This is a genomic window from Aquaspirillum sp., from assembly GCF_055136605.1.
Genome location: NZ_JBSQVP010000035.1, coordinates 1 through 26,176, shown reverse-complemented (window position 1 = coordinate 26,176; position 26,176 = coordinate 1). Strand labels below are relative to the sequence as shown.

Sequence of the window (26,176 nt, the reverse complement as noted above, 5' to 3'; positions counted from 1 at the left end):
GAATTTGAAAACCGAACGCGTGTGGCGACGGGACTATGCCAACCATTTGGAGGCAGAAAAAGACATCACCGAATACATCGTAGGCTTCTACAACTGTGTGCGACTGCACTCCGCTCGTGGCAATCTACCGCCAACAGTTTACGAGCGGAACATGGCAACAAAAAAAAACCGATCTTGGTGTCTCAAAAAATTTGACCGTTACAGGTCTGGATGTGCTTACGCGAGCGTGCGATGGTGACGCTGTCGAGCAGCTCGAAGAAGTCGAAGTCCAGTGAGTCGAGGATTGCACGCGCGGTACGTTTTTCTGGGGGGAGCTTCGACCATGCATTGAAGGCTGCTTGTGCGCCTCGGAAAATCTCCTCGACGCTTCTGTCCGTGCGCAGCTTTTTTGTGAGGTTTTGGGAGTCGCCTTCGTAGGCCAGGGCCAGTTGGTTGCGCAAGTCGGTAAAGCGGTTGTTGACTGGCGTGGCCGACAACATCAGCACCTTGGTCTTGACCCCTTCCTGGATCACCTTGCGCATCAGCTTCTGGTAGCGGGTTTCCTTGTCCTTGTAGGCGTCGTTGTTGCGGAAGTTGTGCGACTCATCGATGACGACGAGGTCGTAGTTGCCCCAGTTGATCCGGTTCAGCGGCGTACCGAACGACTCGCCGCTGGTGCGGGACAGATCCGTGTGGCAGAGGACGTCGTAGTTGAACCGGTCGCGGGCGAAGATGTTGGTCTTGAGGTTGCGGTTGTAGTTCAGCCAGTTATCCGCCAGCTTCTTGGGGCAGAGCACCAGCACTGACCGGTTGCGCAGCTCGTAATACTTGATGACGGCCAGTGCGGTGAAGGTCTTGCCCAAGCCAACGCTGTCTGCAAGGATGCAGCCGCTGTAGGTTTCCAGCTTATTGATGATGCCGGTGGCAGCATCTTTCTGGTAGTTGAACAGCTTGTTCCAGATCAGGGTGTCCTGGTAGCCCGTACGGTCGTTGGGCAGGACGTCTTCGTCGATGTCGTCTAGGAACTCGTTGAAGATGTTGTAGAGCATCAGGAAGTAGATGCTCTCGGGTGAGTTCTCTTGGTAAACCGAGGCGATGTGCTCGCAAATCTGCGCTGTCACGTCCTCCAGCTTTTCAGAGTCGTTCCAGATCTGATCGAACAGGTTCAGGTACGTGGCCGCAAAGGGTGTCTCGTCCATCTTGTTGACGAGGTTAGATACCGCATTGCCTTGCTGGTACCCGAGATCGACAGCCGTGAACCCGTGCAGCGGCATGTAAGCCGTGTCGGTGCGGCCAGCCTGCACGCAGGCGAACTGCTGCATCGGAGCCTTGGTGCGATTACTCTTGAATTTAACCTTGTGCTGTATCCATTGTGCACACTCTTTAGCGATTGCGCGCTGGGTAAGCTTGTTGCGCAGCTGAATTTCAAACTCACTGCCGTAGAGACTACGCTCCCTATCGATTTTAGGTATATGAAATTCCTTGCGTTCCTTGCGAATCTTGTCAGTAACTTCATTGGCAACAAAGGTAGGTGAGGTAAAAATGAAGTCCAGCCCCTCCAGTTTTTCCAACTCGGTTTTCAATGCCTCAAAGGCATACATCGAAAAACACGAAGCAGCGATCTTTAAGCGTGCTCCCTTCTTCAGGGTTTTCTTCAGATCATCACCGAGAAGGCAATTAATGTTGTCAATAAGTTCCAATTTAATTTTCCAGAATTATTTGCAGCAGTATTAGTAAGAAAATAGCATCTGGTTTTCATAAAAAATAACGAGTAGGATAAATCATGTCACAAATGTTAAAATCCCCCAAGAGTACTGGGGGATTTTTTTTGATACAGCGTAAAACAACTCAGAAGATCACATTTTTTACCGAAGTAAACAAACAGCCCAATTAGCTTACTCCACCGCCGTTAATGCTAATAAGGCGACGAAGGCGTGTTCAAATAACACGAGGCCTTCTTGTTGGAGGATTTCGCCTTCTTGATCGAGGTCGATACCGAGTGCAGCAAGGGCGGCGAGGTGTTGTTGGCTGCCGCTACGGTCACTGTCGAGGGTGGCGGCGGCTTGGCCGTGGTCACGGAACGCCAACAAAGTGGCATCCGGCACCGTATTAATGGTTTCAGCACCAATCAACTGCTCCACATATAACACATCAGAATAAGCCGGATTTTTCGTGCCAGTGCTGGCCCATAACAGATATTGCGGACGCGCCCCTTGCGCTTTCAATGCCGCAAATTCCATTCCATGAAAACGCTCACGATAACGCTGATATACCGAGCGCGCTAAGGCCAGCGCAGTTTTACCCTGTAATTCAGCCGGTAGGCGAGGGTCGAGACGGCTATCAATACGGGATAAGAAGAAACTGGCCACCGCTTTGACTTGATGCAAGGCATGACCGTCTTGCTCACGCTCATTTAACCCTTGCACATACGCATCCCATGTTGCTTCAACTTGTGCAGCCGAGAACAACAAGGTGATGTTGACATTGATACCTTCGCGGATTAGATGCCGCAGGGCAGCAATACCAGCAGCAGTAGCAGGAATTTTAATCATGGCATTTGGCCGCTCAATCGCCTGCCACAAGCGGCGGGCAGCAGCCAATGTACCTTCGACATCATGGGCTAAAGCCGGTGACACTTCGAGGCTGACATAGCCCTCTTCCCCGTGTGTTTCGCGATAGCGAGGCAACAAAATATCGCAAGTCGCTTGAATATCTGGCAAGACCAATGCTTCATAACGCGCTTCTGCTGACAAACTAGGGTCAGCTTTCAACGCAGCTAAATCATTTTGATAAAGGGCATCGTTGGCAATTGCCTTGTGAAAAATAGCAGGGTTGGAAGTGACCCCCGCAATTCCATCTTGTTCAATCCACTGTTTTAATGCACCCGACTGCCACAACTCGCGCGATAAATTGTCGAGCCAAATCCCTTGTCCAAATGCACGGACTGCTTGTAAGCGAGAGTTCACAATAGCTACTCCATCGATTTTTTGTTTTGTTGTATCCAGCCCACATCCTAGCGCGGCTGAGCCATTGCCTCAATGCTCACTCTCATCAACATGGATGAGACGATCGCTTGGGAATACCACGCTGAATGTGCTGCCGCGCTCTAATTCACTGTCCACTTCTAACCGCGCATGATGTCGTGCCAACACATGTTTAACAATGGCAAGCCCAAGCCCCGTGCCACCGGTTCCACGCGAACGGCCACGATCAACACGGTAAAAACGCTCGGTTAAACGCGGGATATGTTCACGTGCAATACCAATCCCTGTATCGGTGACACTGAACACCGCCCGTTCATGATCAGTACCCTTGCCGTCGACCCGCCAACGCAAGGTAATCGTGCCGCCTTCTGGGGTATAACGCACCGCATTTGACACCAAGTTACCAAACGCACTGTGTAATTCAGAGGGTTCACCAGACAGATTCATGGTGGCCACTTCAGCCAATACCACCTGATGCCGGCCTTGTGATAGCCCTTCGGCTTCGATCAGCAACGTACGCAGCATATCTTCCATTTCCACTACATCATGCGCCGATGAAATCGGGTTGCTTTCTAAGCGTGATAGCGTCAGCAAGTCTTCCACCAAATTTTGCATACGTTTTGCCTGCTCCATCATCATCGGCAAAAATTGACGCAAGGTCTGGCTATCGACATCAGGCATATCAGACAGGGTTTCTAAGAACCCACCTACCACTGTCAGTGGGGTACGCAATTCGTGGGAAACATTGGCGACAAAATCGCGGTGAACGGTTTGCACCCGCTCTAATTGAGTAATGTCTCTTGATAACAGCAATTTACGGGTGGAATCGAAAGGCACCAACTGCACCGACAATACCAACTCTCCCCCCGAGCGCATTTGGCGCAGGATTTGTGGTTGGCTGTATTGCTGTTCGGTGAGATAGGCATGAAAACCCGGTTGGCGAACAAGATTGGCAATTTGTGAACCAATATCTTGCTTGCGATTGAGTGAAAAATGTTCGACGGCCATTGGATTGAACCATTCAATCCGATCCAGCTCATCCAACACCACCACCCCATCAGGCATGGCCTCACCGGCATTGATAAAGCGTTCTAATACATTGGCCAGTTTCTTTTGCGACAAACTTTGTTGGCGGCTTTGGCGATATAACAATGAAAAGACCTGATCCCAATTTCCATAACCATCGGGAATTTTGTCAGGCTGCGGGTCGTGCAGCCACTGCAATAGCGCCCGTAAATGCCACAGATGGAACAATAGCCATAACAGTAGCCCGGTGCTCAGTACCACCAACCCATATTCATTCTCGGTGGCCCATGCAACAAGGAGAGAGGCTACAGCTAGTAGGAAAAATCCTTTGAGACATCGCCAAAAGAATGCATTCACGCCGCTACACCTGTGGAGAGAAACGATAGCCAGTGCCGCGCACAGTCTGGATTAAGGCAGCATGACCGGACGGCTCCAATGCACAACGTAAGCGGCGGATATGAACATCCACCGTTCTTTCTTCGACGAACACATGGTCACCCCAGACTTGATCTAATAGCTGGGTTCGCGAATGCACGCGCTCGGGATGGGTCATAAAGAAATGCAATAAGCGGAATTCAGTCGGGCCCAACTCAACCGGTTGGTCGTGTGCGGAAACGCGATGGGTGGCAGGGTCAAGCCGCAAGCCCAACACTTCTACTGCATCATCCGTCATTTGTGGCGCACGGCGGCGCAACACCGCTTTAATCCGTGCTTGCAGCTCACGCGGGCTAAAAGGTTTGGTGATGTAGTCATCCGCACCCGTTTCGAGGCCAATCACCTTGTCTTGTTCTTCGGAACGGGCGGTTAACATAATGATCGGAATGCCGCGTGTGCGTTCATCTGCACGCAATTTTTTGGCAAATTCAATCCCAGACGCCCCCGGTAACATCCAGTCTAATAACACCAAATCGGGCAAAGCATTACGCACCAATGTCCACGCATTTTCAGCCGAAGCGGCGCGCAAGACATGATGTCCAGCTTGAACCAAATTAAAGGCAATCAGCTCTTGAATAGCAGGCTCGTCTTCGACGAGCAGGATGTTAGCAGGCATGAACAGCGTCCTTGGCAATGAAAATATTGTGGCAAGCATAAAAACGCTTCGTTACAAAAAGATGAAAAGTCTGGCAGCGATTTTTTTTACTTTGCAAAAAGAAGTAATATGGAGTGCTTTGATTCGAGCTATTTAGCATGCAAACGTCTACTGATCCCCGTGTCATCAAGCGCATTCTGTTATTCAGTGGGCTGATCGTGACCCTTTCAATGGGGATTCGCCATTCATTTGGTTTGTACTTATCCCCGATGACGCTCGACCTTGGCTGGGGGCGAGAACAATTTGCTTTTGCCATCGCCTTGCAAAATCTCTTGTGGGGTGCGGCACAACCCTTTACCGGCATGATCGCCGATGTCTGGGGCGCACGGCGGGTGTTGATTGTTGGGGCACTGCTGTATTTAGTGGGTTTAGTGCTGATGGCTGGCGCGGCTACCCCGCTAGGCTTCGATGTTGGGGCAGGGGTGTTAGTCGGTTTGGGTCTATCAGGTACGACTTATAGCGTGGTGTTTGGTGTCATTGGTCGTGTGGTGCCAGCAGAAGGACGCAGCAAAGCATTAGGCTTGGTCAGCGCCGCCGGATCAATTGGACAGTTTTTAATGTTACCACTGGCACAAAGCCTAATTTCACAATTGGGCTGGAGTTTGGCCTTGTTGTGTAGTGCTTTGCTGATTGCCTTGATTCTGCCTGCGTCACGGCCTTTGGTCGCCCCCAGCCCACCCAAACATATCAGCCATTCAGGACAAGGCTTACGTCAAGCCCTGCAACAGGCATTTAGCAATCCCAGTTTCTTACTGTTGGGGTTCAGTTATTTTGTCTGTGGCTTTCAGGTGACGTTTATCGGTACCCATTTACCGGCCTATCTGGCCGATGCCGGCCAATCGGCAGAGTTGGGCACGCTGTGTCTGGCGTTAATTGGCTTATTTAATATTGCTGGTACCTATTTATTTGGGCAATGGGGGGGCGTGCATAGCAAAAAACATCTGTTGGCAGTGATTTACTTTGGCCGTGTGCTATTGGTGGCATGGTTTATCAACACCCCTTTGTCACCCGCCAGCGCCATGTTCTTTGCCGGAGCCATGGGGTTTTTATGGTTAGCCACCGTTCCACTCACCAATGGGCTGATTGCACAAATTTTTGGGGTGCAATATATGGCAACACTGGGTGGCATTGTATTTTGTGCCCATCAAGTAGGCAGTTTTATTGGTGTGTGGATGGGTGGCCGTGTGTTTGACACCACCGGCAGCTATGATTGGATTTGGTACGGCTCGATGGCGCTGGGTGTTACGGCAGCAGCATTGTGTCTTCCGATTAAACAACATTCCCTCACACCGGCTCACCCGATATGAAATCATGGCTCTGGTATTGGGTATTGATAGTGATATTAGCACTGGCCTTTATCGCCTACCTTCAACCCAGTTTTATCCTTGAATATGGACAAAGTATGTTGTGTTAACACCCAGCCACTGTACCGCCCCGAGCTGGGGCGGTGTGTCGCTTATTTTGCTAACAACTGTTTTAACACTGCACATAGTGTGGCGATTTCTTGCTCGGTACCAATCGAGATACGTAAGAATTGGTCAATACGCGGTGCATTAAAGTGGCGAACAATAATGGCATGTTGGCGCAGCTGTGCGGCCAATGTCGCCGCATCGTGTTGGGGATGACGAGCAAACACAAAATTCGCCAACGACGGCAATACCTCAAACCCCAATGCAGTGAGTTCTGCCGTCAATGCCTCGCGTGTAGCGATGACTGCCGCGCAGGTTTGTTGAAAATAGGCCTCGTCTTCCAACGCTGCACTTGCACCTGCCAACGCTAAACGGTCAAGAGGATAGGAGTTGAAACTGTTTTTCACTCGCTCTAAGCCAGCAATCAAATCTGGATGACCGACAGCAAAGCCCACACGCAACCCCGCCAAAGAACGCGATTTTGATAAGGTTTGGGTAACCAATAAATTTGGATACCGCGACACCAATGCAATCGCTGTCTCACCGCCAAAATCGACATAAGCCTCGTCCACCACAATCACCGATTGTGGATGGGCTTGCAATAATTGTTCAATCTCGGCCAAGGGCAAATACCGTCCCGTTGGCGCATTGGGATTGGGGAAAATAATTGCCCCGTTTTCTTGCTGATAATCAGCTACCTGAATTGCAAATTGCTCATCCAATGGCACCAAACGGTAGTCAATTCCATACAAACCGCAGTAAACCGGATAAAAACTGTAAGTAATATCGGGAAAGAGCAACGGCTTATCCTGTTTCAACAGTGCCATGAAAACATGCGCCAACACTTCATCTGAACTGTTGCCGACAAAAACATGTTGTCGTGTCAAACCATGCCGTGTCGCCACCGCATCTTTCAGCACATCGCCATTCGGATCGGGATAGAGGCGCAGGCTGTCATCTGTCGCTGCGCGAATGGCGGCTAAGGCCTTGGGCGATGGGCCATAGGGGTTCTCATTGGTATTGAGTTTGATGAGGTTGTGTAATTTTGGCTGTTCACCAGGGGTATAGGGTTTTAGGCTGTGAACCACAGCACTCCAATATTGACTCATGGGCTGAACTTTCTTAACAACGGCCACAGTTTTTGCGAAAAATCAGCAAAAGCGGCGCAGGATAACGATACAAGGTGCATACTTGGCAAACAGGAATGGTATCATGCAGGCAACAGGTGTTTGTGCCTGCTCGAGAACCTTTTATCCCTAAGATGAAATCGCCATGCGGCAAGCCGAAATCACACGAAATACACTCGAAACGCAAATCACTGTTCGCATCAATTTAGATGGGACAGGCTGTTCTCATTTCGAGACGGGCGTTCCTTTTCTTGATCACATGATGGATCAAATTAGCCGTCACGGTTTGATTGATCTCGATATTGTGGCCAAGGGTGACTTGCATATTGATGCCCACCACACGGTGGAAGACATTGGTATCACCTTAGGGCAAGCCTTTGCGAAAGCCATTGGTGATAAAAAAGGCATTCGCCGCTATGGCCACGCCTATGTCCCCCTCGATGAGGCCTTATCACGGGTGGTGATTGATCTGTCTGGTCGTCCAGGTTTGACTTACAACCTTCCCTTTACCCGCGCTAGCATCGGTCAGTTCGACGTCGATTTGTTTAGCGAGTTCTTTCATGGTTTCGTCAATCACAGCATGGTGACCCTGCACATTGACAATCTGCGCGGTGAAAACAGCCATCATCAAGCCGAAACTGTCTTCAAAGCCTTTGGTCGCGCTTTACGCATGGCCTGTGAGTACGACGACCGGATGGTTGGTGTGACGCCTTCCACTAAAGGAACGCTAACGGCATGAAAGTCGCAATCATAGACTACGGCATGGGTAATCTACACTCAGTGCTGAAATCGGTCGAAGCGGTTAACCACGGTGGTGCGGATGTCTTTCTGACCCGCGATCCTGATGCAGTGGTCGCTGCCGACAAGGTGATCTTCCCTGGCCAAGGTGCGATGCCAGACTGTATGCGTGAATTGCGTAGCTATGGCCTTGCCGAGGCGGTGTTAGAAACCACGCGCACCAAACCCTTCTTTGGCATTTGTGTTGGGGCTCAGTTGCTACTCGACCATAGCGAAGAAGGTGATACCGCCGGTTTGGGTGTTTTTGCTGGTGATGTGGTACGGTTTGCCAGTGGCTTGGTTGATGCACAGGGTCAGCGTTTGAAAGTGCCTCACATGGGTTGGAATCGGGTCTATCAAAACCGCGCCCACCCACTGTTTGCGGGTATTGCCGATGGCGAGCGTTTTTACTTTGTTCACAGCTATTACTTTCAACCGCAAGAAACAGCCTTAACACTGGCAGAAAGTGAATACCCACAGCGTTTTTCGTGCATCATTGGCCGAGACAACGTGTTTGCAACACAGTTTCACACCGAAAAAAGCCACCATGCGGGCTTAAAAATGATGGAAAACTTTTTGGCTTGGGATGGCGTTGCGTAATGCAGGCGAACTCCCCTTTGTAATCAATCTTCTCTGTTAACCCGATACCCTACAACGCATCATGCTACTCATCCCTGCGATCGATTTGAAAGACGGCCAATGCGTGCGCTTGCGCCAAGGCGAAATGAACGATGCCACTATTTTCTCGGATGATCCGGTCAAAGTCGCCATTCACTGGCGTGACCAAGGCGCCCGCCGCCTGCATCTGGTAGATCTGAATGGCGCGTTTGCCGGCAAACCCAAAAATTTCTCGGTGATCCGCGACATTCTGGGCGAAGTGGGCAACGATATGCCGGTCCAGTTGGGCGGCGGTATCCGCGATTTGGACACCATTGACCGCTATCTCGACCTCGGTCTGAAATACGTGATCATCGGCACGGCAGCGGTAAAAAATCCTGGCTTTTTGCACGATGCCTGTGATGCTTTCCCCGGCCAAGTGATTGTTGGTTTGGATGCCAAAGATGGCATGGTTGCCACAGATGGTTGGGCAAAAGTGACCCAACATAATGTGATCGACATGGCACGCCGCTTCCAAGATTATGGTGTGGTGTCCGTGATTTATACCGACATTGGCCGCGATGGTATGTTGTCTGGCGTCAATATCGAAGCCACGGTCAAACTGGCACAAGCCTTGACGATTCCGGTGATTGCCTCTGGTGGCCTGACCAACCTCGACGATGTCAAAGCCTTGTGTGCGGTCGAAAGCGAAGGCATCGAAGGGGCCATTACAGGTCGTGCTATTTATGAAGGCACTGTCGATTTCCAAGCTGCCCAAACCCTCGCTGACGAATTGTCTGACGCTTAATTTTGTTCATGTGGGCAACGTCCAAGCGTTGCCCCGTTAAAGAAATCGCCATGCTTGCTAAACGCATCATCCCCTGCCTTGACGTAACTGCTGGTCGTGTGGTCAAAGGTGTGAATTTCTTAGGCCTGCGTGATGCCGGTGATCCGGTGGAAATTGCCCGTCGTTACGATGAGCAGGGCGCAGATGAACTGACGTTCCTTGATATCACGGCTTCTAGCGATGCCCGCGATATTATCTTGCATATTATTGAAGCCGTTGCTTCGCAGGTTTTTATTCCCCTTACCGTCGGTGGTGGCGTGCGTGAAGTGGCTGATGTCCGCCGCTTGCTCAACGCGGGTGCCGATAAAGTCAGTATCAATACCTCTGCTGTGCTCAACCCTCAGTTGGTCAAAGATGCCGCCGACCGTTTTGGCTCACAAGCAATTGTGGTGGCAATTGATGCCAAAGCCGTTTCACCAGCCAACGACCGCTGGGAAGTGTTCACCCACGGTGGTCGTAAAGCAACCGGACTGGATGCGGTGGCGTGGGCACAGAAAATGCAGGCGCTTGGTGCGGGTGAGATTTTATTGACCAGTATGGATCGGGACGGCACCAAAATTGGTTTTAACCTGCCATTAACCCGTGCGGTCAGTGATGCAGTCGATATTCCAGTGATTGCCTCCGGTGGCGTGGGTAATGTGCAACATTTGGTTGATGGCGTGCTACATGGTCATGCGGATGCAGTATTAGCTGCCAGTATTTTCCACTTCGGTGAACACACAGTGGAAGAAGCCAAACGCGCCATGCAACAAGCCGGTATCGAGGTTCGCTTATGAGCACATGGTTAGAGGAAATCCGCTGGGATAACCAAGGTTTGGTCCCAGTCATCGCCCAAGATGCCAACAGCCAACGCATTTTGATGTTTGCCTATGCCAACCGCGAAGCCGTGGCATTAACAGCAGAAAAAGGTACCGCCCACTATTGGACGCGCAGCCGGCAAAAACTGTGGCACAAAGGCGAAGAATCCGGCCATTTCCAACACGTGCGCGAGATTCGCTTAGATTGCGATGGTGATGTGATCATTTATTCAATCGATCAAGAAGGTGGCATTGCCTGTCATACTGGGCGTGAAAGTTGTTTCTTCCGTGTATTGCGCAATGGCGCATGGGAAATCACCGACGAGGTGAAAAAAGACCCCAGCCAAATTTATGCCCACGGTCACGGCCACTAATACGTCTTTTCACGCCGTTTTCACCTCAAGCGTGTAAGCTCAAGCGTGATGCCGACTGAACTTGTCTGTTATTGTTTTGTCCCTTAGAAATTGGAGAGTTAGCATGATTCACGCTGAAGTGCTGTATCACATCGCCGACACCTTAGAAACCCGCAAGGGTGCTGATCCGGCCTCGTCTTATGTGTCGAGTCTGTTGCATCAAGGGCAAGACACCATCTTGAAAAAAGTGGCAGAAGAAGCGGCAGAAACGCTGATGGCTTCGAAAGACGGTGATCGCTTGCATTTGGTGCGCGAAGTGGCCGATTTGTGGTTCCACACCATGGTTCTGTTAACTCACCACGGGCTGCGCCCTGAGCATGTGTTAGACGAATTGCATCGCCGTGAGGGGATTTCTGGTCACGACGAAAAAGCATCACGTCAGCAATAATCAAGAAGGAAATGTGATGAGTGCTTGCCTGTTCTGTAAGATCGCGGCAGGCACGATCCCATCTAAAATCGTGTATGAAGATGAGGACGTGCTGGCCTTTCACGACATCAACCCGATTGCCCCTGTGCATTTTTTAATTATCCCAAAACAGCACATCGACTCTTTGGCCCATGCCACGGCAGACGATGAAGCGCTATTGGGTAAACTATTAGGCCTTGCGCCACGTTTGGCGGCTGAACAGGGCTTGAAAAATGGCTTTAAGACAGCCATCAACACCGGACGCGGTGGTGGACAGGAAGTCTTCCATTTACACATTCACGTTTTTGGCCATCCTGGCTAAGTTTTGAAAAGGTAGTCACTCATGGGTTCTTTTAGCATTTGGCACTGGCTGGTGGTGTTGCTGGTAGTGGTGCTGATTTTTGGTACCAAAAAATTGCGTAATATCGGCCAAGACCTAGGCGGCGCAGTCAAAGGCTTCAAAGAGGGAATGAACTCAGAGGAGAACAAAGCAGCAACCGATACCCCTACGGCAAACACCACAGCCAACAAAGAAGGTGGCCGCGTGATTGATGTCGAACCGACTCAAGATAAAAAGTAAGCCTTATCGTGTTTGAGATCAGCTTCGGCGAATTGATTGTGATTGGGATTGTCGCTTTGGTGGTCATTGGCCCCGAGCGACTGCCCAAGGTTGCACGGACAGTGGGGGCGTTAATTGGTCGGGCACAACGCTTTGTGCATTCGGTAAAAACCGATATTCAACGCGAGGTCAATGTCAGCGAGCTAAAGCAGCTACAAGCCGATGTGACCGATGCCGCACGACAGTTTGAAGACAGCGTGCGGAAACACAGCGATGATATTAGCCAGCCGTTGCAAGACGTCCGCGATAGCCTACGCACCAACCCATCTCCTAATCACACCGACCCCTCTACTCCTTCGGTTTCTTCTGACAGTAAAAAATGAGCGATCCCTCGCAACAGCCTCTGATCGCCCACCTCATCGAATTGCGTACCCGTCTGATTCGTGCGCTGCTGGGCATCATTTTGGTTTTTCTTGGTTTATTTCACTGGGCTGGTGATATTTATCGGTTATTGGCATTGCCGATGATGGAAGTTCTACCCGCAGGGGCCCAGATGATTGCAACCGATGTCACCACGCCATTCTTCGTTCCGATGAAGGTCACCATGATGGTGGCGTTCTTGGTTTCGCTACCGCATAGCTTGTATCAAGCTTGGGCTTTTGTTGCACCCGGCTTGTATCAACACGAAAAACGATTGGCTTTGCCGTTAATCGTATCCTCATTTGTGTTGTTTCTCGTCGGCATGGCCTTCGCTTATTTTCTGGTTTTTCCAGTGGTGTTTGGCTTTATGAGCTCGGTGACTCCCGATGGAGTCTCGATGATGACGGATATTGATAAATATCTTTCGTTTGTGCTCGGCATGTTCTTCGCTTTTGGTGTGACTTTTGAAGTGCCAGTGGTGGTGATTGTGTTGAGCAAGCTCGGCATTGTCAGCCTCGAACAGCTCAAACAAGCACGGCCCTATGTGATTGTCGGTGCATTTGTGATTGCCGCTATCGTGACACCACCGGATGTGTTGTCACAAATCATGCTCGCCGTACCCCTGTGGTTGTTATACGAATTTGGGATTGTGATGGCCGGTTGGTTAGGCAAGCCCGCCACCGCGACTGAGCACGAGGAAAGGTAAGCGATGTCAGAACGACACTTGCTATGGCTAGCAGCAACAAGCCTGATTGGTTTAATTCTGTGGACGCTGGCATGGGAGCTTTGGCTTGCTCCACTGCGCCCGGGAGGCTCGTTGTTAGCATTGAAAGCAGTGATTTTATTACTGCCTCTGCGAGGTGTATTAGCCGGTAAACGCTACACCTACCAATGGGCGAGCATGTTTATCCTGTTCTTCTTTGGTGAGGGCGTGATGCGTGCTTGGTCAGATATCGATCCGACTTCGCGTTTAATGGCTTGGGGAGAAATTGTGTGGTGTACAGTGTTTTTTGTTACCGCCATTTATTACGCCAAAGCCACCCGTCACAGCCAACCCCGCCGAACGCTTTCTTAAATACTGTCTCTTTTATACGACAAAAAAGCGCCACCCATAACGGGGGCGCTTTTTTATGATCTTTCACTCGCCAGTGGCAAGTCAGCGATTATTTCTTAGCAGCAGGGGCAGCCTGTTTAGTGGCTTGCGACACCACTTCGCCAGCCGCTTTAGCGGAATTTGCAGCAGCAGCAACACCCGCTTCAGCCAATTCGGTGCTCACTTTTTTCGCAGTTTTTGCCACGCTGTCGTAAGCAGCAGTTGCCGAGGTCAACACGTTTTTGATGGCGTTGATGGCTGGCTCACCGGCTGGATTGGTTTTAGCGATTTTGTCCAAATTGGCGCACAGTTGTTTGTTGAATTCCAACAGTTGTTCTTCAACAAAAGATTGCACTTCGTTTTGAGTCAACACAGCAGCGTCGTACAGGCTACGTGCGGCGTTCAGCGAGTTATCCACAGCAGGCTGAGCCAAGCTGGTGGAGATTTCTGCCAGTTTTTTCGGGTCTTTGGCTTCGGTCAGCGCTTTAACCGTCTCAACGTTTTGGTCGAGGATTTTTTTGCCCAATTCCATGTTCAGCGAAGCAAAACGCTCAGCGGTGGACAGAACGATGTTCGACAGGCGCATTGCCTTCTCTACATTCGCTTGACCGAGGCTAGCCAGTTGTTCGTGTGCATTTGCGAGAGAGTTAGTGTTCAACATGATGTCTTCCTTTGTGTCTTGAAAAAAAGGCCTGAATAAAAGATCGCAGCTCAGGCAGCTCTATTAAGAGAGGAAAGACTGCCTTTGTTTGACAGCTTCACTCTATGCTGCACTGCAACATGGTTCAAGAATAAACGTTAAAACAGATTTGGTCAAGTTTTTATTGCGTTGCACAAAAGTGGCAAGTCTTTAAATTGTCACGATATTTTTCTTTTTGCAAATCTTCGTTTGAATACAAACGCAAATCGTGTTGAAGAGAGCGCGCAATAATGAGTAAACTGCGACTATTGTTTAATTCAATCGCAGTTCATGCGACCATGTCACCTTATAAATCCCCGTTTGACATCAAGTCTGCCAGTATTGATGCACTTGCGCTGCATCTCTACACGCTAGACCTTGCCCGGCTAGAACAGGCCTTCTCCGTTCGTCTGGCAAAACGTGCGGGTCAACTTCTCCACGAACCCACACTGCTTGATTTGGCCACCCTTGAGGTCAACACCAGTGTGGATGAACTATTAGCCTTGCGTGAATTGACCGCACGCTTTGGCTTACAAGCGATTAGCATCCGCCATCCTGATCCAAGCCTCGCAGATATTGCGGCGGCAGCAGGTTTAGGGTGGATGCCACCGGTGATTGAAAGCACTCGCTTATTAGCAGCGACGGCAGAAGCCATTCCCGATGCCATCGCTGCGCCTGCGCCAGAGGCGGACATCCCAGCAATCACGGGGGAAACTGCGGCTGTCGTTGCCGCAACTGAAGAGGAAGTTTCTGCTTCCACAGAGCAGCCAGCAACCGTTATCGAACAGCATCCGATAGCCGCTGCTGAAACAATAGTGGATAAACCCGCTTTACCTACACGGCACAAAACTTTAATCATTGATAAGCCAGTGCGAACTGGCCAACAAATCTATGCTAAAGGTGGTGACCTTATTGTTTTAGCAACCATCAGCGGTGGTGCCGAAGTGATTGCAGATGGCAACATCCATATTTACGCACCGCTACGAGGTCGAGCACTCGCAGGGGCACATGGCGATATGTCAGCACGGATTTTTGTGCATCGCTTTGAGCCAGAACTGATTTCGATTGCTGGCTTCTACCGTACTTTCGATACCGAGCCCCCGGTCAGTCTCAAGGGGCACAGCGTTCAGGTGTATCTGGATGCCGAGCGTTTGGTAATTGCACCATTAACCTGAACCACACCAGTTTGATAAGGATAGTACTGTGGCAAGAATCATTGTGATTACCTCTGGTAAAGGTGGCGTGGGAAAAACCACCACCAGCGCCAGCTTTGCTGCCGGTTTGGCTTTACGTGGCCACAAAACCGTCGTCATCGACTTTGATGTCGGTTTGCGGAACCTTGACTTGATTATGGGCTGTGAACGGCGTGTCGTTTACGACATCATCAACGTCATTAACAATGAATCTTCTTTAAACCAATCACTGATTAAAGATAAGCATTGCGACAATCTTTACATCTTGCCCGCCTCTCAAACACGGGACAAAGATGCGTTAACCCTCGAAGGGGTTGAACGGGTCATCAATGAATTAGCAAAAGACTTTGAATACATTGTTTGTGATTCGCCAGCAGGCATTGAAAAAGGCGCGCTGACTGCACTGTATTTTGCCGATGAGGCGATTGTGGTGACCAACCCAGAAGTCGCCTCTGTGCGTGATTCTGACCGTATCCTCGGCCTGCTCGCTTCCAAGTCACGTCGTGCAATCGAAAATCTCGAACCGATTCGAGAACATCTACTGGTTACCCGCTACTCACCAGAACGGGTAGAAAAGGGCGAGATGCTATCGGTGAATGATGTGAAAGAAATTCTGCGCATTCCGTTCATTGGTGTGGTTCCAGAATCTCAAGCCGTATTACAAGCCTCTAACTCGGGGACACCGGTGATCCATGTCAATGGTGCAGATGCTTCTGATGCCTATAAAGACGTCGTCGCCCGTTTCTTAGGTGAAGACCGTCCTCACCGATTCTTAGATGTGCAAAAGGTTGGCCTACTCAAGCGCCTGTTTGGAGGCTAAGACAACTATGTCCCTGATTGAAAAAATCTTTGGTCGTACCGAACCAAGCCCACCGCCACGCAGCGTGGGCAGCGCCGCCGTGGCACGTGAACGCTTACAAATTATCTTGGCACACGAACGTGGCGATAATAATGAAGCTGCCCCCGACTATCTCCCCGCTTTACAAGCTGAATTGATGCAGGTGATCTCTAAATATATCCGCATCTCGCAAGAAGACATCAAAGTTCAATTCGAGCGGCAAAACAAATTTGAAGTGCTCGAGGTCAATATCATCTTGCCAGAAAAATAAATCATGACCCTAACCGAGCTGCGCTATATCGTTGCAGTCGCCCGTGAACGCCATTTTGGCCGTGCTGCTACACGTTGTTTTGTCAGTCAGCCCACTCTGTCTATTGCCGTTAAAAAATTTGAAGAAGAACTCGGCATTTCGCTATTTGAGCGTGGCACAGAAATCACCATCACGCCGCAAGGTGAGCCCATTATTCAACAAGCGCAGCTGGTGTTAGAACAGGTTGAACGCCTACGCTTACTTGCCAGCAGCCAACAAAATCAGCTGGCAGGGCCGCTGCGCTTAGGCATTATTTTCACCATCAGCCCCTATCTCTTACCCAGATTGATTCCAGCATTACAACAGACCACGCCAGAAATGCCGCTGTATCTGGAAGAGAATTACACCTCGCGTCTGACAGAGATGCTCAAGCTGGGTGAAATTGATGCAGCGATTGTGGCGGAACCGTTTGAAGAATCGGGTTTGGCCACCCTACCACTGTACGATGAGCCTTTTATTGTCGCCACCCCACGGCAACACCCGTGGGCACAACGCACCCAGATTGCACCGCAAGAGCTGGCACAAGAAAGCATTTTGCTGTTAGCACACGGCAACTGTTTCCGTGATCAAGTTTTGGCCTTATGTGATCGCCACAGCGAACCCTCGCTGCCCCACACGCCCGGATTAGAAAGTTGGCAACATGGGTTACAAGGTAGCTCTTTGACCACTGTTCGCCACATGGTGGCCGGAGGATTGGGGATTACAGTTTTGCCGCTGACGTCGGTACAAAATGGCGATGAGGCCATGCTATCGCTTATCCCGTTTACCCCACCCGCTCCGACTCGGCGCGTGGTATTGGCCTACCGCCGGCAATACCCTCGCCAAAAAGCCATCGCCGCCCTCGCCGAAGCGATTTATCAATGTGGATTAGCAGGTGTTACCATGCTGCCTTCTGTACGCTAACCATCTGATTTTGCTATGAGCACAAAACCACAAGTTCAAATCAATACCAGTTACGGCCCATTCATCATGGAGCTGTACCCAGAACAAGCCCCAAAAACGGTCAACAACTTCCTTAGTTATGTCGACAAAGACTTTTACACGGGCACCATCTTTCATCGAGTGATCAATCAATTTGTGGTGCAAGGCGGGGGGATGAATCAAAAACTACAATTTAAAACCACCGATGCTGCGATTGAACTGGAAAGCAACACTGGCCTTAGCCATCTGCGTGGCACAGTGGCCATGGCCCGCACCAACGATCCCAACTCAGCCACTTCGCAATTTTTTGTGAATACGGTCGACAACACCAATCTCAATTATCAAAGCAGCACCCAGCCAGGTTATGCCGTCTTTGGTAAAGTCATTGATGGCCTAGATGTCATTGATAAAATCGAAAAAGCCAAAGTCGCCAACGTCACCATCAGCGGCACGCCCTATCAAGACTTTCCTTATCCCTATCTGATTTCGATTTACGGTGCAGAACGCTACGAAGCAGCAGCCAATCCCACGCTAACCAGCCATACCTTAAAAGGCAATCCCTACGGCATCGCAATTGCACAATATAGCGGGGCCCGCACAGATTACGGCGTGAAGTTAACCTCGAACAATACAATCAGCGTTACGAAGCTAGGCGGCAGCTATAGCCCTGAAACAGTGACAAAGGCATCGCGGCTGGAGTTTACTGATGGCAAATTTGCTTATGACTTGAATGGCAATGCAGGGAAAACGGCCTTGCTGATTAACGCTGCTTTTGGCCTTAATGCTTTGCAAGCAAATATTGTGAGCACTGGATTGGATTTATTCGATCAAGGGAAATCGATGCAGAGTGTAGCGGCATTGGCAGTGCAAACCCCATTGTTCCAATCCCTCGCGGGTGGCAGCGACAATGCGTCGTTTGTCAAAGCGGTCTACCGAAATGTCACCGGCAGTTTACCCGATGCAACAACCCAAGCGCTCTATCAGGGTATGCTCGACCGTGGCGAAACCACACAAGGCGATTTGTTAGCGGCAGCAGCGACATTACAAGCCAATGCCAATACGGTTGATTTGGTGGGCTTGGCTAACAGCGGTTTGGCCTATCTTTGAGACTCTCGACCCTCTGATAGGTGGGCACGGCTTATGTGCCCACCCAATGCGCTATTGTCTGGGCAATAGACGTTGTGCCGTATGTGGATTTTCTGCTTTCAAACGCGAGACAAACGCATCAAACTCGATATTGCATTGCGCTGTCAGTGTATTCGCCTCGGTCGCCAAGCGATCTAGGCGCAGTACGCTGGGTATCGGTGGACGCATGGCAAGAATGGCCACATTGCCGTGCGTTGTCGCCGGTAGTTGAAATGCCCATCCCTCAAACACTCGCGTTACCGTCTGAAAACGCCGCTCGAAAAACGGATCTTTACGCCAAAAATTCAGCGACAACACCCCCTCAGCCGACAAGGCTTGGCGGCAATCGTGCAAAAACGGCTCTCGCACCGTGTCCGCGACAATTTCCACGCCATCAAAAGCATCCACCAAAATCAGATCAAACTGCTGTTCACACTGCGCCATAAAAGCCACGCCATCCATGACGTGAATGGTGAGCCGTTCGCCCTCTTCCGGTAACTCAAACCACTGTCGCGCCGCCGCCACCACTTCAGCGTGCAGTTCAACCACCGTGTGCACGCTCTCCGGCAGATGTTCATAGCAAAACCGCAGCAAAGAACCGCCACCCAAACCGATATGAAGAATCCGTTTCGGTTGGCGATAAAACAGCAATCCACCCATCATCGCCCGTGTGTAGGACAACACCAATTCGGCAGGATGCCCGACATTCATCAGGCTTTGTACCGTATCCGTGCCCAACAACAACGCCCGCCCTTCACCACTTTCGCATACCTCAACCGGCACCCCAGCACGCTGTCGCCGTCTTGCCGTCGGTACAGGCTTATGATGCACAGCCATCCCCTTTTGGACGGGAATCTAAAATACTGAATACTCGCCGTGGTGATGGGACGGCGGTTTCGTCATCGTCTTCTTGCGGTGGCAATGGATCGTGGAAAGTTTGACGATCAAACGCGGTATCACCGTCAGCCATCGGCATGCCTGTCCGCTGTAAATCATGGAAGTTAAACAAGCCTGTGTCGGCAAGGTGAGATGGCACCACATTTTGCAAACTGCGGAACATGGTTTCAATCCGCCCGGGGAAACGCTTATCCCAATCGGCCAACATTTCTTTCACCACTTGCCGTTGCAAATTGGGCTGTGAGCCACAGAGATTGCAAGGAATGATGGGAAATTGTCGCTGTTCGGCATAGCGAACAAGGTCTTTTTCACGGCAATAGGCCAAAGGACGAATCACAATATGTTTGCCATCATCGCTGATGAGCTTAGGCGGCATGGCTTTTAGTTTTCCGCCGTAGAACATATTGAGAAACAGGGTTTCTAAAATGTCCTCGCGGTGATGACCGAGGGCAATTTTGGTTGCCCCCAGTTCATCCGCCACGCGATATAAGATGCCACGCCGTAAGCGCGAGCACAGAGAACACGTGGTTTTTCCTTCAGGCACCAATTTTTTGACGATGCTATAGGTATCTTCTTCGATAATGCGATATTCAATACCTAATTGTGCCAAATAGGTTGGCAATACATCGGCGGGGAAACCAGGTTGTTTTTGGTCAAGATTCACCGCCACCAAGGAAAAGTCGATTGGGGCCGATTTTTGCAAGCCAAGTAAAATATCTAATAAGGCATAGCTATCTTTACCACCCGACAGGCACACCATCACCTTGTCGCCGGGTTCGATCATTTGGAAATCGTTGATCGCATCGCCAACGTGATGACGCAGACGTTTGGTTAATTTATTGGCTTGATAACGTGCTTTTTTCTCGGCTTCGGTGAGCTCAACCGCAACAGAAACAGACATAGGACATCGCCTAACAAACTGAAAAGGCGATGATTTTAGCAGATTGCACCGAGGGATTCTCTGGCGGCGTGGGTTGAGGATAGCTGACGTAGGTTGGTTTGCCGGTTGTTTGGTAACCCAACATAACCGACTGCTACATTATTTTGGGTTACTACGATGCTTCGAGGTCATTCAGCAGAGCATCAGCAGTTGCAAAGCGAGCGCGACGGCTCTTGATAATTTCGTTGGCCTCGGCGATGGCGACAGAGCTGGTGGCGTTTGGTGCCTTGAGCACGAAGGGCAATTCCTTGTCGGCAACAACACGGGTCAGAAAGACACGGATTGCATCGGAGAGGGTCAGACCCATCGAGGCCAGCGTTTCTGCAGCCTGCGCCTTGATTTTCTCGTCCACGCGGACATGAACCATAGTGGTGTTAGCAGCCATGATGACCTCCTATTGCGACTGATTGAGATACAAGGTATCTCACATTGTGGACAATCGCAAGGTAGATACAAAGCGTTTAGCACCATTCGTACGGTGCCGTCACCCCAAAGGGGCGACGCACCACAAATTCTGATGGTTTGACATAGGCACTCGAACGCCTTATATTGCAATCACTAGCCACGGGACTAGCGGGCGCAAGCCTCCCCCCGAGGACATACGATAGTACGAAAAACCCCGCCAACAAGCGGGGTTTTGTCTTTTGGTCATCATCATTTTCCCGAAGGTGGCTGTCCCTTGATAACGTGCTTTTTTCTCGGCGTCAGTGAGCTCAACCGCAACGGAAACAGACATAGGGCATCGCCTAACAAACTGAAAAGGCGATGATTTTAGCAGATTGCACCGAGGGATTCTCTGGCGGCGTGGGTTAAGGGTAGCTGGCGTAGGTTGGTTTGCCGGTTGTTTGGCAACCCAACATGACCGACTGCTACATTATTTTGGGTTACAAATGCAAACCGTCTAGCACCATTCGTACGGTGCCGTCACCCCAAAGGGGCGACGCACCACAAGCCCATATTCTTCAAGCACACAGTGGGCACAAAAACAGTGCCCACGCTACCAGCTGGATAAAAAACCAGCATTTTTTATTCTCTTACCAGAATTTTGCGCTCATTCTTTTCACTGTAAGAGCCGCCCTGCTGTTTTCTGGAAAACGTTATCAATCTCTCGTTTCCACGCTGGTGCCTCATATATTGGTCGCAGATTACTACATTGCTCAAGTAACTCTCGAATCAGAGCAACATCCACTTTTCCCGAAGTGAAAAGTGCCTCAAATATGTTTTTGAATTGTGTCAAGGTAATCGGAATAATATCTAAACGCATTTTTTCATCGGTATTGGTATACCAGATACCAATACGGAAAGTTTCGGCAGTATTAGAATCAATTTTATTAGCGATAAACAAACCATAGACCTGTTTCTGACACTCCTTTTGGTAAAAATCTACAAGATCAGCCACATGGCGTCTTACGGGTTCTCCCTCTGCAGCTTCCTGACGTGAGTTAGTTGTTAACGTGACCTCTACTGCCAGCACGAAATCATCAAACTCAAAAATTAGATCAGGACCATTTCCTGGTGCTGTGCCTACAGGGAGGAAATCCTGATCGATCTTGAATCGACGAGCCTCGTATGGTTTGTTAACCAGATTATTAATTGCTAAGAAGGCCCTCCACAGTACCCACTCGAAATATGCGGGGGCTTCTAATTTTGGAACTTCAATATCTTCACCACTCGGCAAAGATTTTCTATTACGACGAGTAATTATAAGCTCCATGTAAGCAGAAATTTCTTCCCATTCATCTGCTTGTTGAGCTGCATATGCTTCTTCTCGAGCCTCAGCTAGAAGAGCCTCAATCTGGTGTCGAATGATTTCAATATCAGCTGGATTACTGGTCGGTTTGCTGCCAATTTCGAAAGGAATATTCCTGGATCTCAGTTGCTCTAATAGATCATTTAGTACGGCAAGTGCTGAGTTTTGGTTATCAGTTGGTAAAGTGGCACCATTACACAACATAATAAAATATGCCTGATCAGATTCTGGGACCGTCGTTTCCTCTGTTAGCCGTTCTATGAACAAGTGCTTCTCTGGTACTAGCGAAAGCCCTCTTCCCTTGTTTTGTACAAGGCCTGTTGCCTTAAGATAACGTAAATTAGTATCTGCATAATCATTGAATGTGCTTGCTGCATAACCATGTAATTTTGCCGCTTCATCGCGTGCCTGCCGGTCAAACTTTCTTTTATCGGCTGATGCTGCTCGACGTTCTCGCAAATTGAGGACACGACTGACAATCTCACCTAAATCATCATGGCCATTGGTAAGCTGTACGACAAGTCCCATCTCAATGAAATTCAGTCTGCTATCTCCCGTTTGACGTTCAAGTTCGAGCATGACTGACAGTGTATGTCTGAGTGGTGAGAAAACAGAGAAGTCGAAATTTTTCTCAAGAGCCGATGGTATGTAATGAGCTGCAAGCGCGCGCAGGAAACATTCCTGCATCGCGGGAACAGTGTCAGCGCGAATTAGACGCCAACCATTTGGAGTGATGGTATCCAATTGGCCGATCTCAATCTGGGATAGACCAGAAGCAGATGGTACTTCTGGATATAGAAACCCTAGCTTGTTTAATGCTGATCGCCATTTACGGCCAACGCTATAAGTATCATCATCGCCTAGCTCAACTATGCCATGTTCACCAAGTAGACGTCGAAAAGCAATTTCTTGCTCTTTTCCACGCAGGTTTCCTTGAAGTGGCGAAGAGGCCAAGGCAACAAGCCCTTCCCGTAAACGGAAGGGGCTTCGGACCGTGGTATTTCCTAAATGCCAAGGTTTCATTACAAATAAATTCCACAAAAAACAAGATAATTAATAAAGGTTGAAAATCTTCGATGTGCAGTAGTTTGTTCTCCTGGGTACTTTTCTTTAAACCATGATTTTAAATCTTCAAGATTTGTTTCTTTGCTTTGAATAAGATTGATAGCTTCACGAAATATTGGTAAACATAGAATGGCAGTTCTAATATAATTTATTTGATCATGTGTTTGAAGTCCAACGAAATATCTACCACTATCAGTCAAAATGGTATAGTTATTGCTGGTTGAGACCAGTCCTAGTTTTTGTGCTGCTAATCTATAGTAACGACCTTGTCGGCCATCTGAATTAGTACCGATATATTGCTCAATAGCATGATCTGTGTAGTAGTTCTGATTTACAGCATGGACGACTTCTATTACTTTTTTAGGGTCATTTGCCTGGAGAAAGTCGTTAGTTTCGAATGAATCCATAATTCAATACCCCACAAATAAATATTCTTGAACAAGATTATTATCTTTAACTCTGCCAGATTGATTTCCAAAAGAGTAGCGATAATCAATTGGAACAACTTCAACATGATTTTTGTAAACACTCATAAGGTTTACCATTTCATCCAGTGTTGGTTGACTATTTGATGAGTAAGAAACAACAAGCACGCTATCTCTAAATCGTTTAAATAGTAAATCAAATGCCTCAGCAGCTCCCTTTCTGGAAGAAAACGGTGTTGGGTAAGACTTGAACTTCTTGGTAATAGTGTGTTCTTGAATCTCAACACCTTGCCAATCACGCGCTAAACCTTCGACAAAGTGATAGCGGCGTACATATTCATTGTCTGATAAAGGGGAATAATAAGGCGGATCAATATAAACCAACCCTGATTCCCTTCGCTGTAAAGTCATAGCATCCCCATTCCTAGCTTTATTATTTTTACCGTTATCAAATACCGCGGAGTTAATCACGTTCACTGCCTCCAAGAATTGATCTCGGAACGACATAAGAAGATCTTTACGTCCATCATCATAGCGGTGACCAACATAGGTAAATATCCCTCGTGGTCTCTTTTTTATGCAGGTCCGTACTAATGACGACATTGCAATAGCTCGCTTATATGGATTTCTAATTCCCTTGATATTGGCCCGCAGAATATCGATCAAGCGATTATCTTCGTCAGAGAAGTACAATCCCTGAAACTTATTCTCCACAAACCTATCTACAATTTTTTTAGGCTCAAGTAGTGACAATGCTTCGTCTATACCTAGCGTTATGTGATTGTTTTCAATCATTGCCTTAGCGAAAAGGTGTGACATGTGCATATAGTCGTTACTAATAACGGCTTTGCCATGCGCTTTCAGCATATATCCTACAATACCAGAACCAGAGAATAGATCTATCGCTGTTTCAAACTCAAATTGAGATGCTACAGCCCAAATTTCTGACAAAAGTTTGTTCTTAGAACCCATGTAACGAGTAGGTGGATATAACAATGTTTGCTCAGATAATGGGGTAGGGGCTAAACGAATATTAAAACGTGGTTTTGGTGGCACTTTTACAATGACGTCCTCTCCAGATCGTTTTTTACCATTGCAGGAGATACTCCGTTTAGTTTGTATCACATCAATGGAGAAAACCTTGTATTGTTCATGCACCAAAGGATGATTCGAATTGGTAAGAATAACATGACAACCCAACTCATGTAGGCGCTTAACCTCGGAAGCAAGTTCTATATGATCCTCTTCGTAAAATTGTTCCTTTGTGTAGCGCTTGAAGTCGGCATATTCCGATACAGGAAGATATGGAGGATCAAGAAATATGAAATCACCAGGTTGAGCTTGTTCTCGTAGTACATCCTTATAATCACCACAGATAATTGTTGTATTCTGTAACAGATAAGAGGCGGCCATTAGCCCATTTTCATCAATCACCTTTGGATTTTTGTAGCGCCCAAAAGGAACATTGAATTGGCCCTTCTTATTGACTCGATACAGTCCATTGAAGCATGTTCGATTCAAGAAAATGGTCCGAGCTGCCGCTTCAACCCTTGAAAGCATTGTCCAGTCTTGGGCACGAACAGCATAAAACATCTCCTCAGTGTTCTGATAATGTCGAAGTTTTCCCAATACACCCTCAACATCACTTGCTACTGTGCGGTATAAGTTGATCAGCTCGGGATTACTGTCAGCAATTACACCACCAGCTGGTTTCACAGCAAAAAACAGTGCACCGCCACCAAAGAATGGTTCAATGTAACGACCATAATTTATTGGCATTTTTGGAATGATTTCCCCCAAAAGCTGGGTTTTACCACCTGCCCATTTTAGAAGGGGTCGAGACTCATTTAAATTTTGAATAAAAAACTTTTCTTGAGCAAACACAAGACTACTCCATTGGAAAACTTGTTTGTTTACTGCCACCAAATTGTCCTTTGGCTACATACACGCGATTTCTTCGATTTCAGCTTTATCTCGGAGGTGAAGCTACTTATCAGCCATAACACCAAACAATGCTGCAATTAGGGGTTTGCTCATGAAATGGAAAATCATACAACCAGGTTGTAATGTGTCAGATTTAATCCATGACACAGCACCGAAGGTGTCAGGAAATACGAAAAGCGAGCCTTAATCCGACACGCTTTCGCTATCACAAAGGTGGAGTTACTAAGCGCAGTTGAGATAAGCCATTAGCTTTTTCGGCTTTTCTCCTGACCCAGCAAGACATATCTTCTACTGAAGAATCTCGAATGATTTTCGCTGTTCAATTAGTCCCTGAGACTGCAATCCCATGGCTATTGCGCGAACTTCGTTCAACTCCTGGGTTAAATTGTGTATCTGCTCGCGGAGACGCATTTCCTTGAGCCACAGGGAGATCGTTGCTTCCGACACGCTCAATACTTTTGCGATATTTACTTGCTTTGCATTGAACTCGTTCCATAGAACGAAGGCGAGCATTTTTGCTTTTTCTCTCGGGTCCATTCTTTAAAACCTTTAAACTATTTATTAT

32 protein-coding genes are annotated in these 26,176 nt (G+C 48.7%); 18 read left to right on the top strand and 14 right to left on the bottom strand.

What is annotated here, in order from left to right; all coding sequences use genetic code 11:
- Positions 1 to 182: 182 nt before the first annotated feature.
- The 4 genes from ACTBZS_RS07590 to phoB form a co-directional block, all read right to left on the bottom strand.
- Entirely contained in the window at positions 183 to 1,679 is a 1,497-nt protein-coding gene (locus ACTBZS_RS07590; protein ID WP_463043743.1) for an SNF2-related protein, read from the bottom strand.
- Between the two features lie 195 nt (positions 1,680 to 1,874).
- Positions 1,875 to 2,945 (bottom strand): transaldolase, encoded by a 1,071-nt coding sequence (gene tal / locus ACTBZS_RS07585; RefSeq protein WP_463043742.1) that lies wholly within the window; start codon positions 2,943 to 2,945, stop codon positions 1,875 to 1,877.
- A 69-nt stretch (positions 2,946 to 3,014) separates the two neighbouring features.
- Positions 3,015 to 4,346, bottom strand: a complete 1,332-nt coding sequence (gene phoR, locus ACTBZS_RS07580) for a phosphate regulon sensor histidine kinase PhoR (RefSeq protein ID WP_463043741.1) — start codon at positions 4,344 to 4,346, stop codon at positions 3,015 to 3,017.
- A gap of 4 nt (positions 4,347 to 4,350) precedes the next feature.
- Positions 4,351 to 5,040, bottom strand: a complete 690-nt coding sequence (gene phoB / locus ACTBZS_RS07575; RefSeq protein ID WP_022652463.1) for a phosphate regulon transcriptional regulator PhoB — start codon at positions 5,038 to 5,040, stop codon at positions 4,351 to 4,353.
- Here phoB and ACTBZS_RS07570 point away from each other — a divergent pair.
- Together ACTBZS_RS07570 and ACTBZS_RS07565 are read left to right on the top strand one after the other, a co-directional pair.
- On the top strand, positions 5,039 to 5,176 hold the full coding sequence (locus ACTBZS_RS07570; RefSeq protein ID WP_463043740.1) for a hypothetical protein: 138 nt from the start codon (positions 5,039 to 5,041) through the stop codon (positions 5,174 to 5,176). The genes phoB and ACTBZS_RS07570 overlap by 2 nt on opposite strands.
- Position 5,177: 1 nt before the next feature.
- Positions 5,178 to 6,386, top strand: a complete 1,209-nt coding sequence (locus ACTBZS_RS07565; RefSeq protein WP_463043739.1) for an MFS transporter — start codon at positions 5,178 to 5,180, stop codon at positions 6,384 to 6,386.
- A 149-nt stretch (positions 6,387 to 6,535) separates the two neighbouring features.
- On the opposite strand, the gene hisC is transcribed toward ACTBZS_RS07565, so the two are convergent.
- Positions 6,536 to 7,597: a histidinol-phosphate transaminase gene (hisC, locus tag ACTBZS_RS07560; RefSeq protein ID WP_463043738.1), complete on the bottom strand. Its 1,062-nt coding sequence runs from the start codon at positions 7,595 to 7,597 to the stop codon at positions 6,536 to 6,538.
- A 163-nt stretch (positions 7,598 to 7,760) separates the two neighbouring features.
- Here hisC and hisB point away from each other — a divergent pair, with 163 nt between their 5' ends.
- The 11 genes from hisB (at position 7,761) to ACTBZS_RS07505 (ending at position 13,506) form a co-directional block, all read left to right on the top strand.
- The gene (gene hisB, locus ACTBZS_RS07555; protein WP_460430214.1) at positions 7,761 to 8,354 is read left to right on the top strand and encodes an imidazoleglycerol-phosphate dehydratase HisB; all 594 of its coding nucleotides are present in this window, start codon (positions 7,761 to 7,763) and stop codon (positions 8,352 to 8,354) included.
- The gene (hisH, locus tag ACTBZS_RS07550; protein WP_460430213.1) at positions 8,351 to 8,992 is read left to right on the top strand and encodes an imidazole glycerol phosphate synthase subunit HisH; all 642 of its coding nucleotides are present in this window, start codon (positions 8,351 to 8,353) and stop codon (positions 8,990 to 8,992) included. The genes hisB and hisH overlap by 4 nt, the downstream gene beginning before the upstream one ends.
- A gap of 61 nt (positions 8,993 to 9,053) precedes the next feature.
- Positions 9,054 to 9,797 carry a 1-(5-phosphoribosyl)-5-[(5-phosphoribosylamino)methylideneamino]imidazole-4-carboxamide isomerase gene (gene hisA / locus ACTBZS_RS07545; RefSeq protein ID WP_460430212.1) on the top strand — a complete coding sequence of 248 codons (744 nt, stop codon included), beginning with the start codon at positions 9,054 to 9,056 and terminating at the stop codon, positions 9,795 to 9,797.
- A 50-nt stretch (positions 9,798 to 9,847) separates the two neighbouring features.
- Complete coding sequence (gene hisF / locus ACTBZS_RS07540; RefSeq protein ID WP_463043737.1) at positions 9,848 to 10,612, top strand: imidazole glycerol phosphate synthase subunit HisF; 765 nt, start codon at positions 9,848 to 9,850, stop codon at positions 10,610 to 10,612.
- Positions 10,609 to 11,007 (top strand): phosphoribosyl-AMP cyclohydrolase, encoded by a 399-nt coding sequence (hisI, locus tag ACTBZS_RS07535; protein ID WP_460430210.1) that lies wholly within the window; start codon positions 10,609 to 10,611, stop codon positions 11,005 to 11,007. Before hisF ends, hisI begins: the two co-directional genes overlap by 4 nt.
- 103 nt (positions 11,008 to 11,110) lie before the next feature.
- Entirely contained in the window at positions 11,111 to 11,434 is a 324-nt protein-coding gene (locus tag ACTBZS_RS07530) for a phosphoribosyl-ATP diphosphatase (protein WP_027405035.1), read from the top strand.
- 16 nt (positions 11,435 to 11,450) lie between these two features.
- Positions 11,451 to 11,774, top strand: a complete 324-nt coding sequence (locus ACTBZS_RS07525; protein ID WP_460430208.1) for a histidine triad nucleotide-binding protein — start codon at positions 11,451 to 11,453, stop codon at positions 11,772 to 11,774.
- A 21-nt stretch (positions 11,775 to 11,795) separates the two neighbouring features.
- Positions 11,796 to 12,032: a Sec-independent protein translocase subunit TatA gene (gene tatA / locus ACTBZS_RS07520; protein WP_022652472.1), complete on the top strand. Its 237-nt coding sequence runs from the start codon at positions 11,796 to 11,798 to the stop codon at positions 12,030 to 12,032.
- 8 nt (positions 12,033 to 12,040) lie between these two features.
- Positions 12,041 to 12,394, top strand: coding sequence for a Sec-independent protein translocase protein TatB (tatB, locus tag ACTBZS_RS07515; protein WP_463043736.1), 354 nt, complete (start codon positions 12,041 to 12,043; stop codon positions 12,392 to 12,394).
- Positions 12,391 to 13,137: a twin-arginine translocase subunit TatC gene (gene tatC / locus ACTBZS_RS07510; RefSeq protein ID WP_460430207.1), complete on the top strand. Its 747-nt coding sequence runs from the start codon at positions 12,391 to 12,393 to the stop codon at positions 13,135 to 13,137. Before tatB ends, tatC begins: the two co-directional genes overlap by 4 nt.
- A gap of 3 nt (positions 13,138 to 13,140) precedes the next feature.
- Positions 13,141 to 13,506: a DUF2069 domain-containing protein gene (locus ACTBZS_RS07505; RefSeq protein ID WP_460430206.1), complete on the top strand. Its 366-nt coding sequence runs from the start codon at positions 13,141 to 13,143 to the stop codon at positions 13,504 to 13,506.
- An 88-nt stretch (positions 13,507 to 13,594) separates the two neighbouring features.
- Here ACTBZS_RS07505 and ACTBZS_RS07500 read toward each other — a convergent pair whose 3' ends face one another.
- Positions 13,595 to 14,185, bottom strand: coding sequence for a phasin family protein (locus tag ACTBZS_RS07500; protein ID WP_460430205.1), 591 nt, complete (start codon positions 14,183 to 14,185; stop codon positions 13,595 to 13,597).
- Between the two features lie 269 nt (positions 14,186 to 14,454).
- Here ACTBZS_RS07500 and minC point away from each other — a divergent pair, with 269 nt between their 5' ends.
- Genes minC through ACTBZS_RS07475 form a run of 5 tightly spaced genes read left to right on the top strand, consistent with a single transcriptional unit; the run spans position 14,455 to position 18,572 of the window.
- Positions 14,455 to 15,378, top strand: coding sequence for a septum site-determining protein MinC (gene minC / locus ACTBZS_RS07495; RefSeq protein WP_460430204.1), 924 nt, complete (start codon positions 14,455 to 14,457; stop codon positions 15,376 to 15,378).
- Positions 15,379 to 15,406: 28 nt separating this feature from the next.
- Entirely contained in the window at positions 15,407 to 16,216 is an 810-nt protein-coding gene (gene minD, locus ACTBZS_RS07490) for a septum site-determining protein MinD (RefSeq protein WP_463043735.1), read from the top strand.
- Between the two features lie 7 nt (positions 16,217 to 16,223).
- Positions 16,224 to 16,505, top strand: a complete 282-nt coding sequence (gene minE, locus ACTBZS_RS07485; protein ID WP_463043734.1) for a cell division topological specificity factor MinE — start codon at positions 16,224 to 16,226, stop codon at positions 16,503 to 16,505.
- Positions 16,506 to 16,508: 3 nt separating this feature from the next.
- Positions 16,509 to 17,447: a LysR substrate-binding domain-containing protein gene (locus tag ACTBZS_RS07480; protein ID WP_022652479.1), complete on the top strand. Its 939-nt coding sequence runs from the start codon at positions 16,509 to 16,511 to the stop codon at positions 17,445 to 17,447.
- A gap of 15 nt (positions 17,448 to 17,462) precedes the next feature.
- Entirely contained in the window at positions 17,463 to 18,572 is a 1,110-nt protein-coding gene (locus ACTBZS_RS07475; RefSeq protein ID WP_463043733.1) for a peptidylprolyl isomerase, read from the top strand.
- A gap of 51 nt (positions 18,573 to 18,623) precedes the next feature.
- On the opposite strand, the gene ACTBZS_RS07470 is transcribed toward ACTBZS_RS07475, so the two are convergent.
- The 8 genes from ACTBZS_RS07470 to ACTBZS_RS07435 form a co-directional block, all read right to left on the bottom strand.
- Positions 18,624 to 19,421 carry a spermine/spermidine synthase domain-containing protein gene (locus ACTBZS_RS07470; protein WP_460430200.1) on the bottom strand — a complete coding sequence of 266 codons (798 nt, stop codon included), beginning with the start codon at positions 19,419 to 19,421 and terminating at the stop codon, positions 18,624 to 18,626.
- Positions 19,411 to 20,388 (bottom strand): tRNA 2-thiocytidine(32) synthetase TtcA, encoded by a 978-nt coding sequence (gene ttcA / locus ACTBZS_RS07465; protein WP_463043732.1) that lies wholly within the window; start codon positions 20,386 to 20,388, stop codon positions 19,411 to 19,413. The genes ACTBZS_RS07470 and ttcA overlap by 11 nt, the downstream gene beginning before the upstream one ends.
- A gap of 151 nt (positions 20,389 to 20,539) precedes the next feature.
- Positions 20,540 to 20,812, bottom strand: coding sequence for a type II toxin-antitoxin system RelB/DinJ family antitoxin (locus tag ACTBZS_RS07460; protein WP_463043731.1), 273 nt, complete (start codon positions 20,810 to 20,812; stop codon positions 20,540 to 20,542).
- Positions 20,813 to 20,971: 159 nt separating this feature from the next.
- Positions 20,972 to 21,163, bottom strand: a complete 192-nt coding sequence (locus ACTBZS_RS07455; protein ID WP_463043730.1) for a hypothetical protein — start codon at positions 21,161 to 21,163, stop codon at positions 20,972 to 20,974.
- A 324-nt stretch (positions 21,164 to 21,487) separates the two neighbouring features.
- On the bottom strand, positions 21,488 to 23,200 hold the full coding sequence (locus ACTBZS_RS07450) for an AlwI family type II restriction endonuclease (RefSeq protein WP_463043729.1): 1,713 nt from the start codon (positions 23,198 to 23,200) through the stop codon (positions 21,488 to 21,490).
- Entirely contained in the window at positions 23,200 to 23,649 is a 450-nt protein-coding gene (locus tag ACTBZS_RS07445; RefSeq protein WP_463043728.1) for a DUF7226 domain-containing protein, read from the bottom strand. Before ACTBZS_RS07445 ends, ACTBZS_RS07450 begins: the two co-directional genes overlap by 1 nt.
- Before the next feature lie 3 nt (positions 23,650 to 23,652).
- Positions 23,653 to 25,551: a Dam family site-specific DNA-(adenine-N6)-methyltransferase gene (locus tag ACTBZS_RS07440; protein ID WP_463043727.1), complete on the bottom strand. Its 1,899-nt coding sequence runs from the start codon at positions 25,549 to 25,551 to the stop codon at positions 23,653 to 23,655.
- A 379-nt stretch (positions 25,552 to 25,930) separates the two neighbouring features.
- The coding region (locus ACTBZS_RS07435) for a hypothetical protein (protein ID WP_463043726.1) at positions 25,931 to 26,176 on the bottom strand (246 nt) is incomplete at its 5' end.

Coding starts and splice junctions, on each gene's coding strand:
- ACTBZS_RS07450 (WP_463043729.1), bottom strand. CDS start 23,200: ATGAAACCTTGGCATTTAGGAAATACCACGGTCCGAAGCCCCTTCCGT.
- tatA (WP_022652472.1), top strand. CDS start 11,796: ATGGGTTCTTTTAGCATTTGGCACTGGCTGGTGGTGTTGCTGGTAGTG.
- ACTBZS_RS07505 (WP_460430206.1), top strand. CDS start 13,141: ATGTCAGAACGACACTTGCTATGGCTAGCAGCAACAAGCCTGATTGGT.
- hisF (WP_463043737.1), top strand. CDS start 9,848: ATGCTTGCTAAACGCATCATCCCCTGCCTTGACGTAACTGCTGGTCGT.
- hisA (WP_460430212.1), top strand. CDS start 9,054: ATGCTACTCATCCCTGCGATCGATTTGAAAGACGGCCAATGCGTGCGC.
- ACTBZS_RS07475 (WP_463043733.1), top strand. CDS start 17,463: ATGAGCACAAAACCACAAGTTCAAATCAATACCAGTTACGGCCCATTC.
- ACTBZS_RS07570 (WP_463043740.1), top strand. CDS start 5,039: ATGAACAGCGTCCTTGGCAATGAAAATATTGTGGCAAGCATAAAAACG.
- ACTBZS_RS07460 (WP_463043731.1), bottom strand. CDS start 20,812: ATGGCTGCTAACACCACTATGGTTCATGTCCGCGTGGACGAGAAAATC.
- tatC (WP_460430207.1), top strand. CDS start 12,391: ATGAGCGATCCCTCGCAACAGCCTCTGATCGCCCACCTCATCGAATTG.
- ACTBZS_RS07565 (WP_463043739.1), top strand. CDS start 5,178: ATGCAAACGTCTACTGATCCCCGTGTCATCAAGCGCATTCTGTTATTC.
- ACTBZS_RS07480 (WP_022652479.1), top strand. CDS start 16,509: ATGACCCTAACCGAGCTGCGCTATATCGTTGCAGTCGCCCGTGAACGC.
- minE (WP_463043734.1), top strand. CDS start 16,224: ATGTCCCTGATTGAAAAAATCTTTGGTCGTACCGAACCAAGCCCACCG.
- ACTBZS_RS07455 (WP_463043730.1), bottom strand. CDS start 21,163: ATGTCTGTTTCCGTTGCGGTTGAGCTCACTGACGCCGAGAAAAAAGCA.
- ACTBZS_RS07445 (WP_463043728.1), bottom strand. CDS start 23,649: ATGGATTCATTCGAAACTAACGACTTTCTCCAGGCAAATGACCCTAAA.
- phoB (WP_022652463.1), bottom strand. CDS start 5,040: ATGCCTGCTAACATCCTGCTCGTCGAAGACGAGCCTGCTATTCAAGAG.
- hisB (WP_460430214.1), top strand. CDS start 7,761: ATGCGGCAAGCCGAAATCACACGAAATACACTCGAAACGCAAATCACT.
- ACTBZS_RS07530 (WP_027405035.1), top strand. CDS start 11,111: ATGATTCACGCTGAAGTGCTGTATCACATCGCCGACACCTTAGAAACC.
- ACTBZS_RS07525 (WP_460430208.1), top strand. CDS start 11,451: ATGAGTGCTTGCCTGTTCTGTAAGATCGCGGCAGGCACGATCCCATCT.
- ttcA (WP_463043732.1), bottom strand. CDS start 20,388: ATGTCTGTTTCTGTTGCGGTTGAGCTCACCGAAGCCGAGAAAAAAGCA.
- ACTBZS_RS07500 (WP_460430205.1), bottom strand. CDS start 14,185: ATGTTGAACACTAACTCTCTCGCAAATGCACACGAACAACTGGCTAGC.
- hisC (WP_463043738.1), bottom strand. CDS start 7,597: ATGAGTCAATATTGGAGTGCTGTGGTTCACAGCCTAAAACCCTATACC.
- hisI (WP_460430210.1), top strand. CDS start 10,609: ATGAGCACATGGTTAGAGGAAATCCGCTGGGATAACCAAGGTTTGGTC.
- hisH (WP_460430213.1), top strand. CDS start 8,351: ATGAAAGTCGCAATCATAGACTACGGCATGGGTAATCTACACTCAGTG.
- minC (WP_460430204.1), top strand. CDS start 14,455: ATGAGTAAACTGCGACTATTGTTTAATTCAATCGCAGTTCATGCGACC.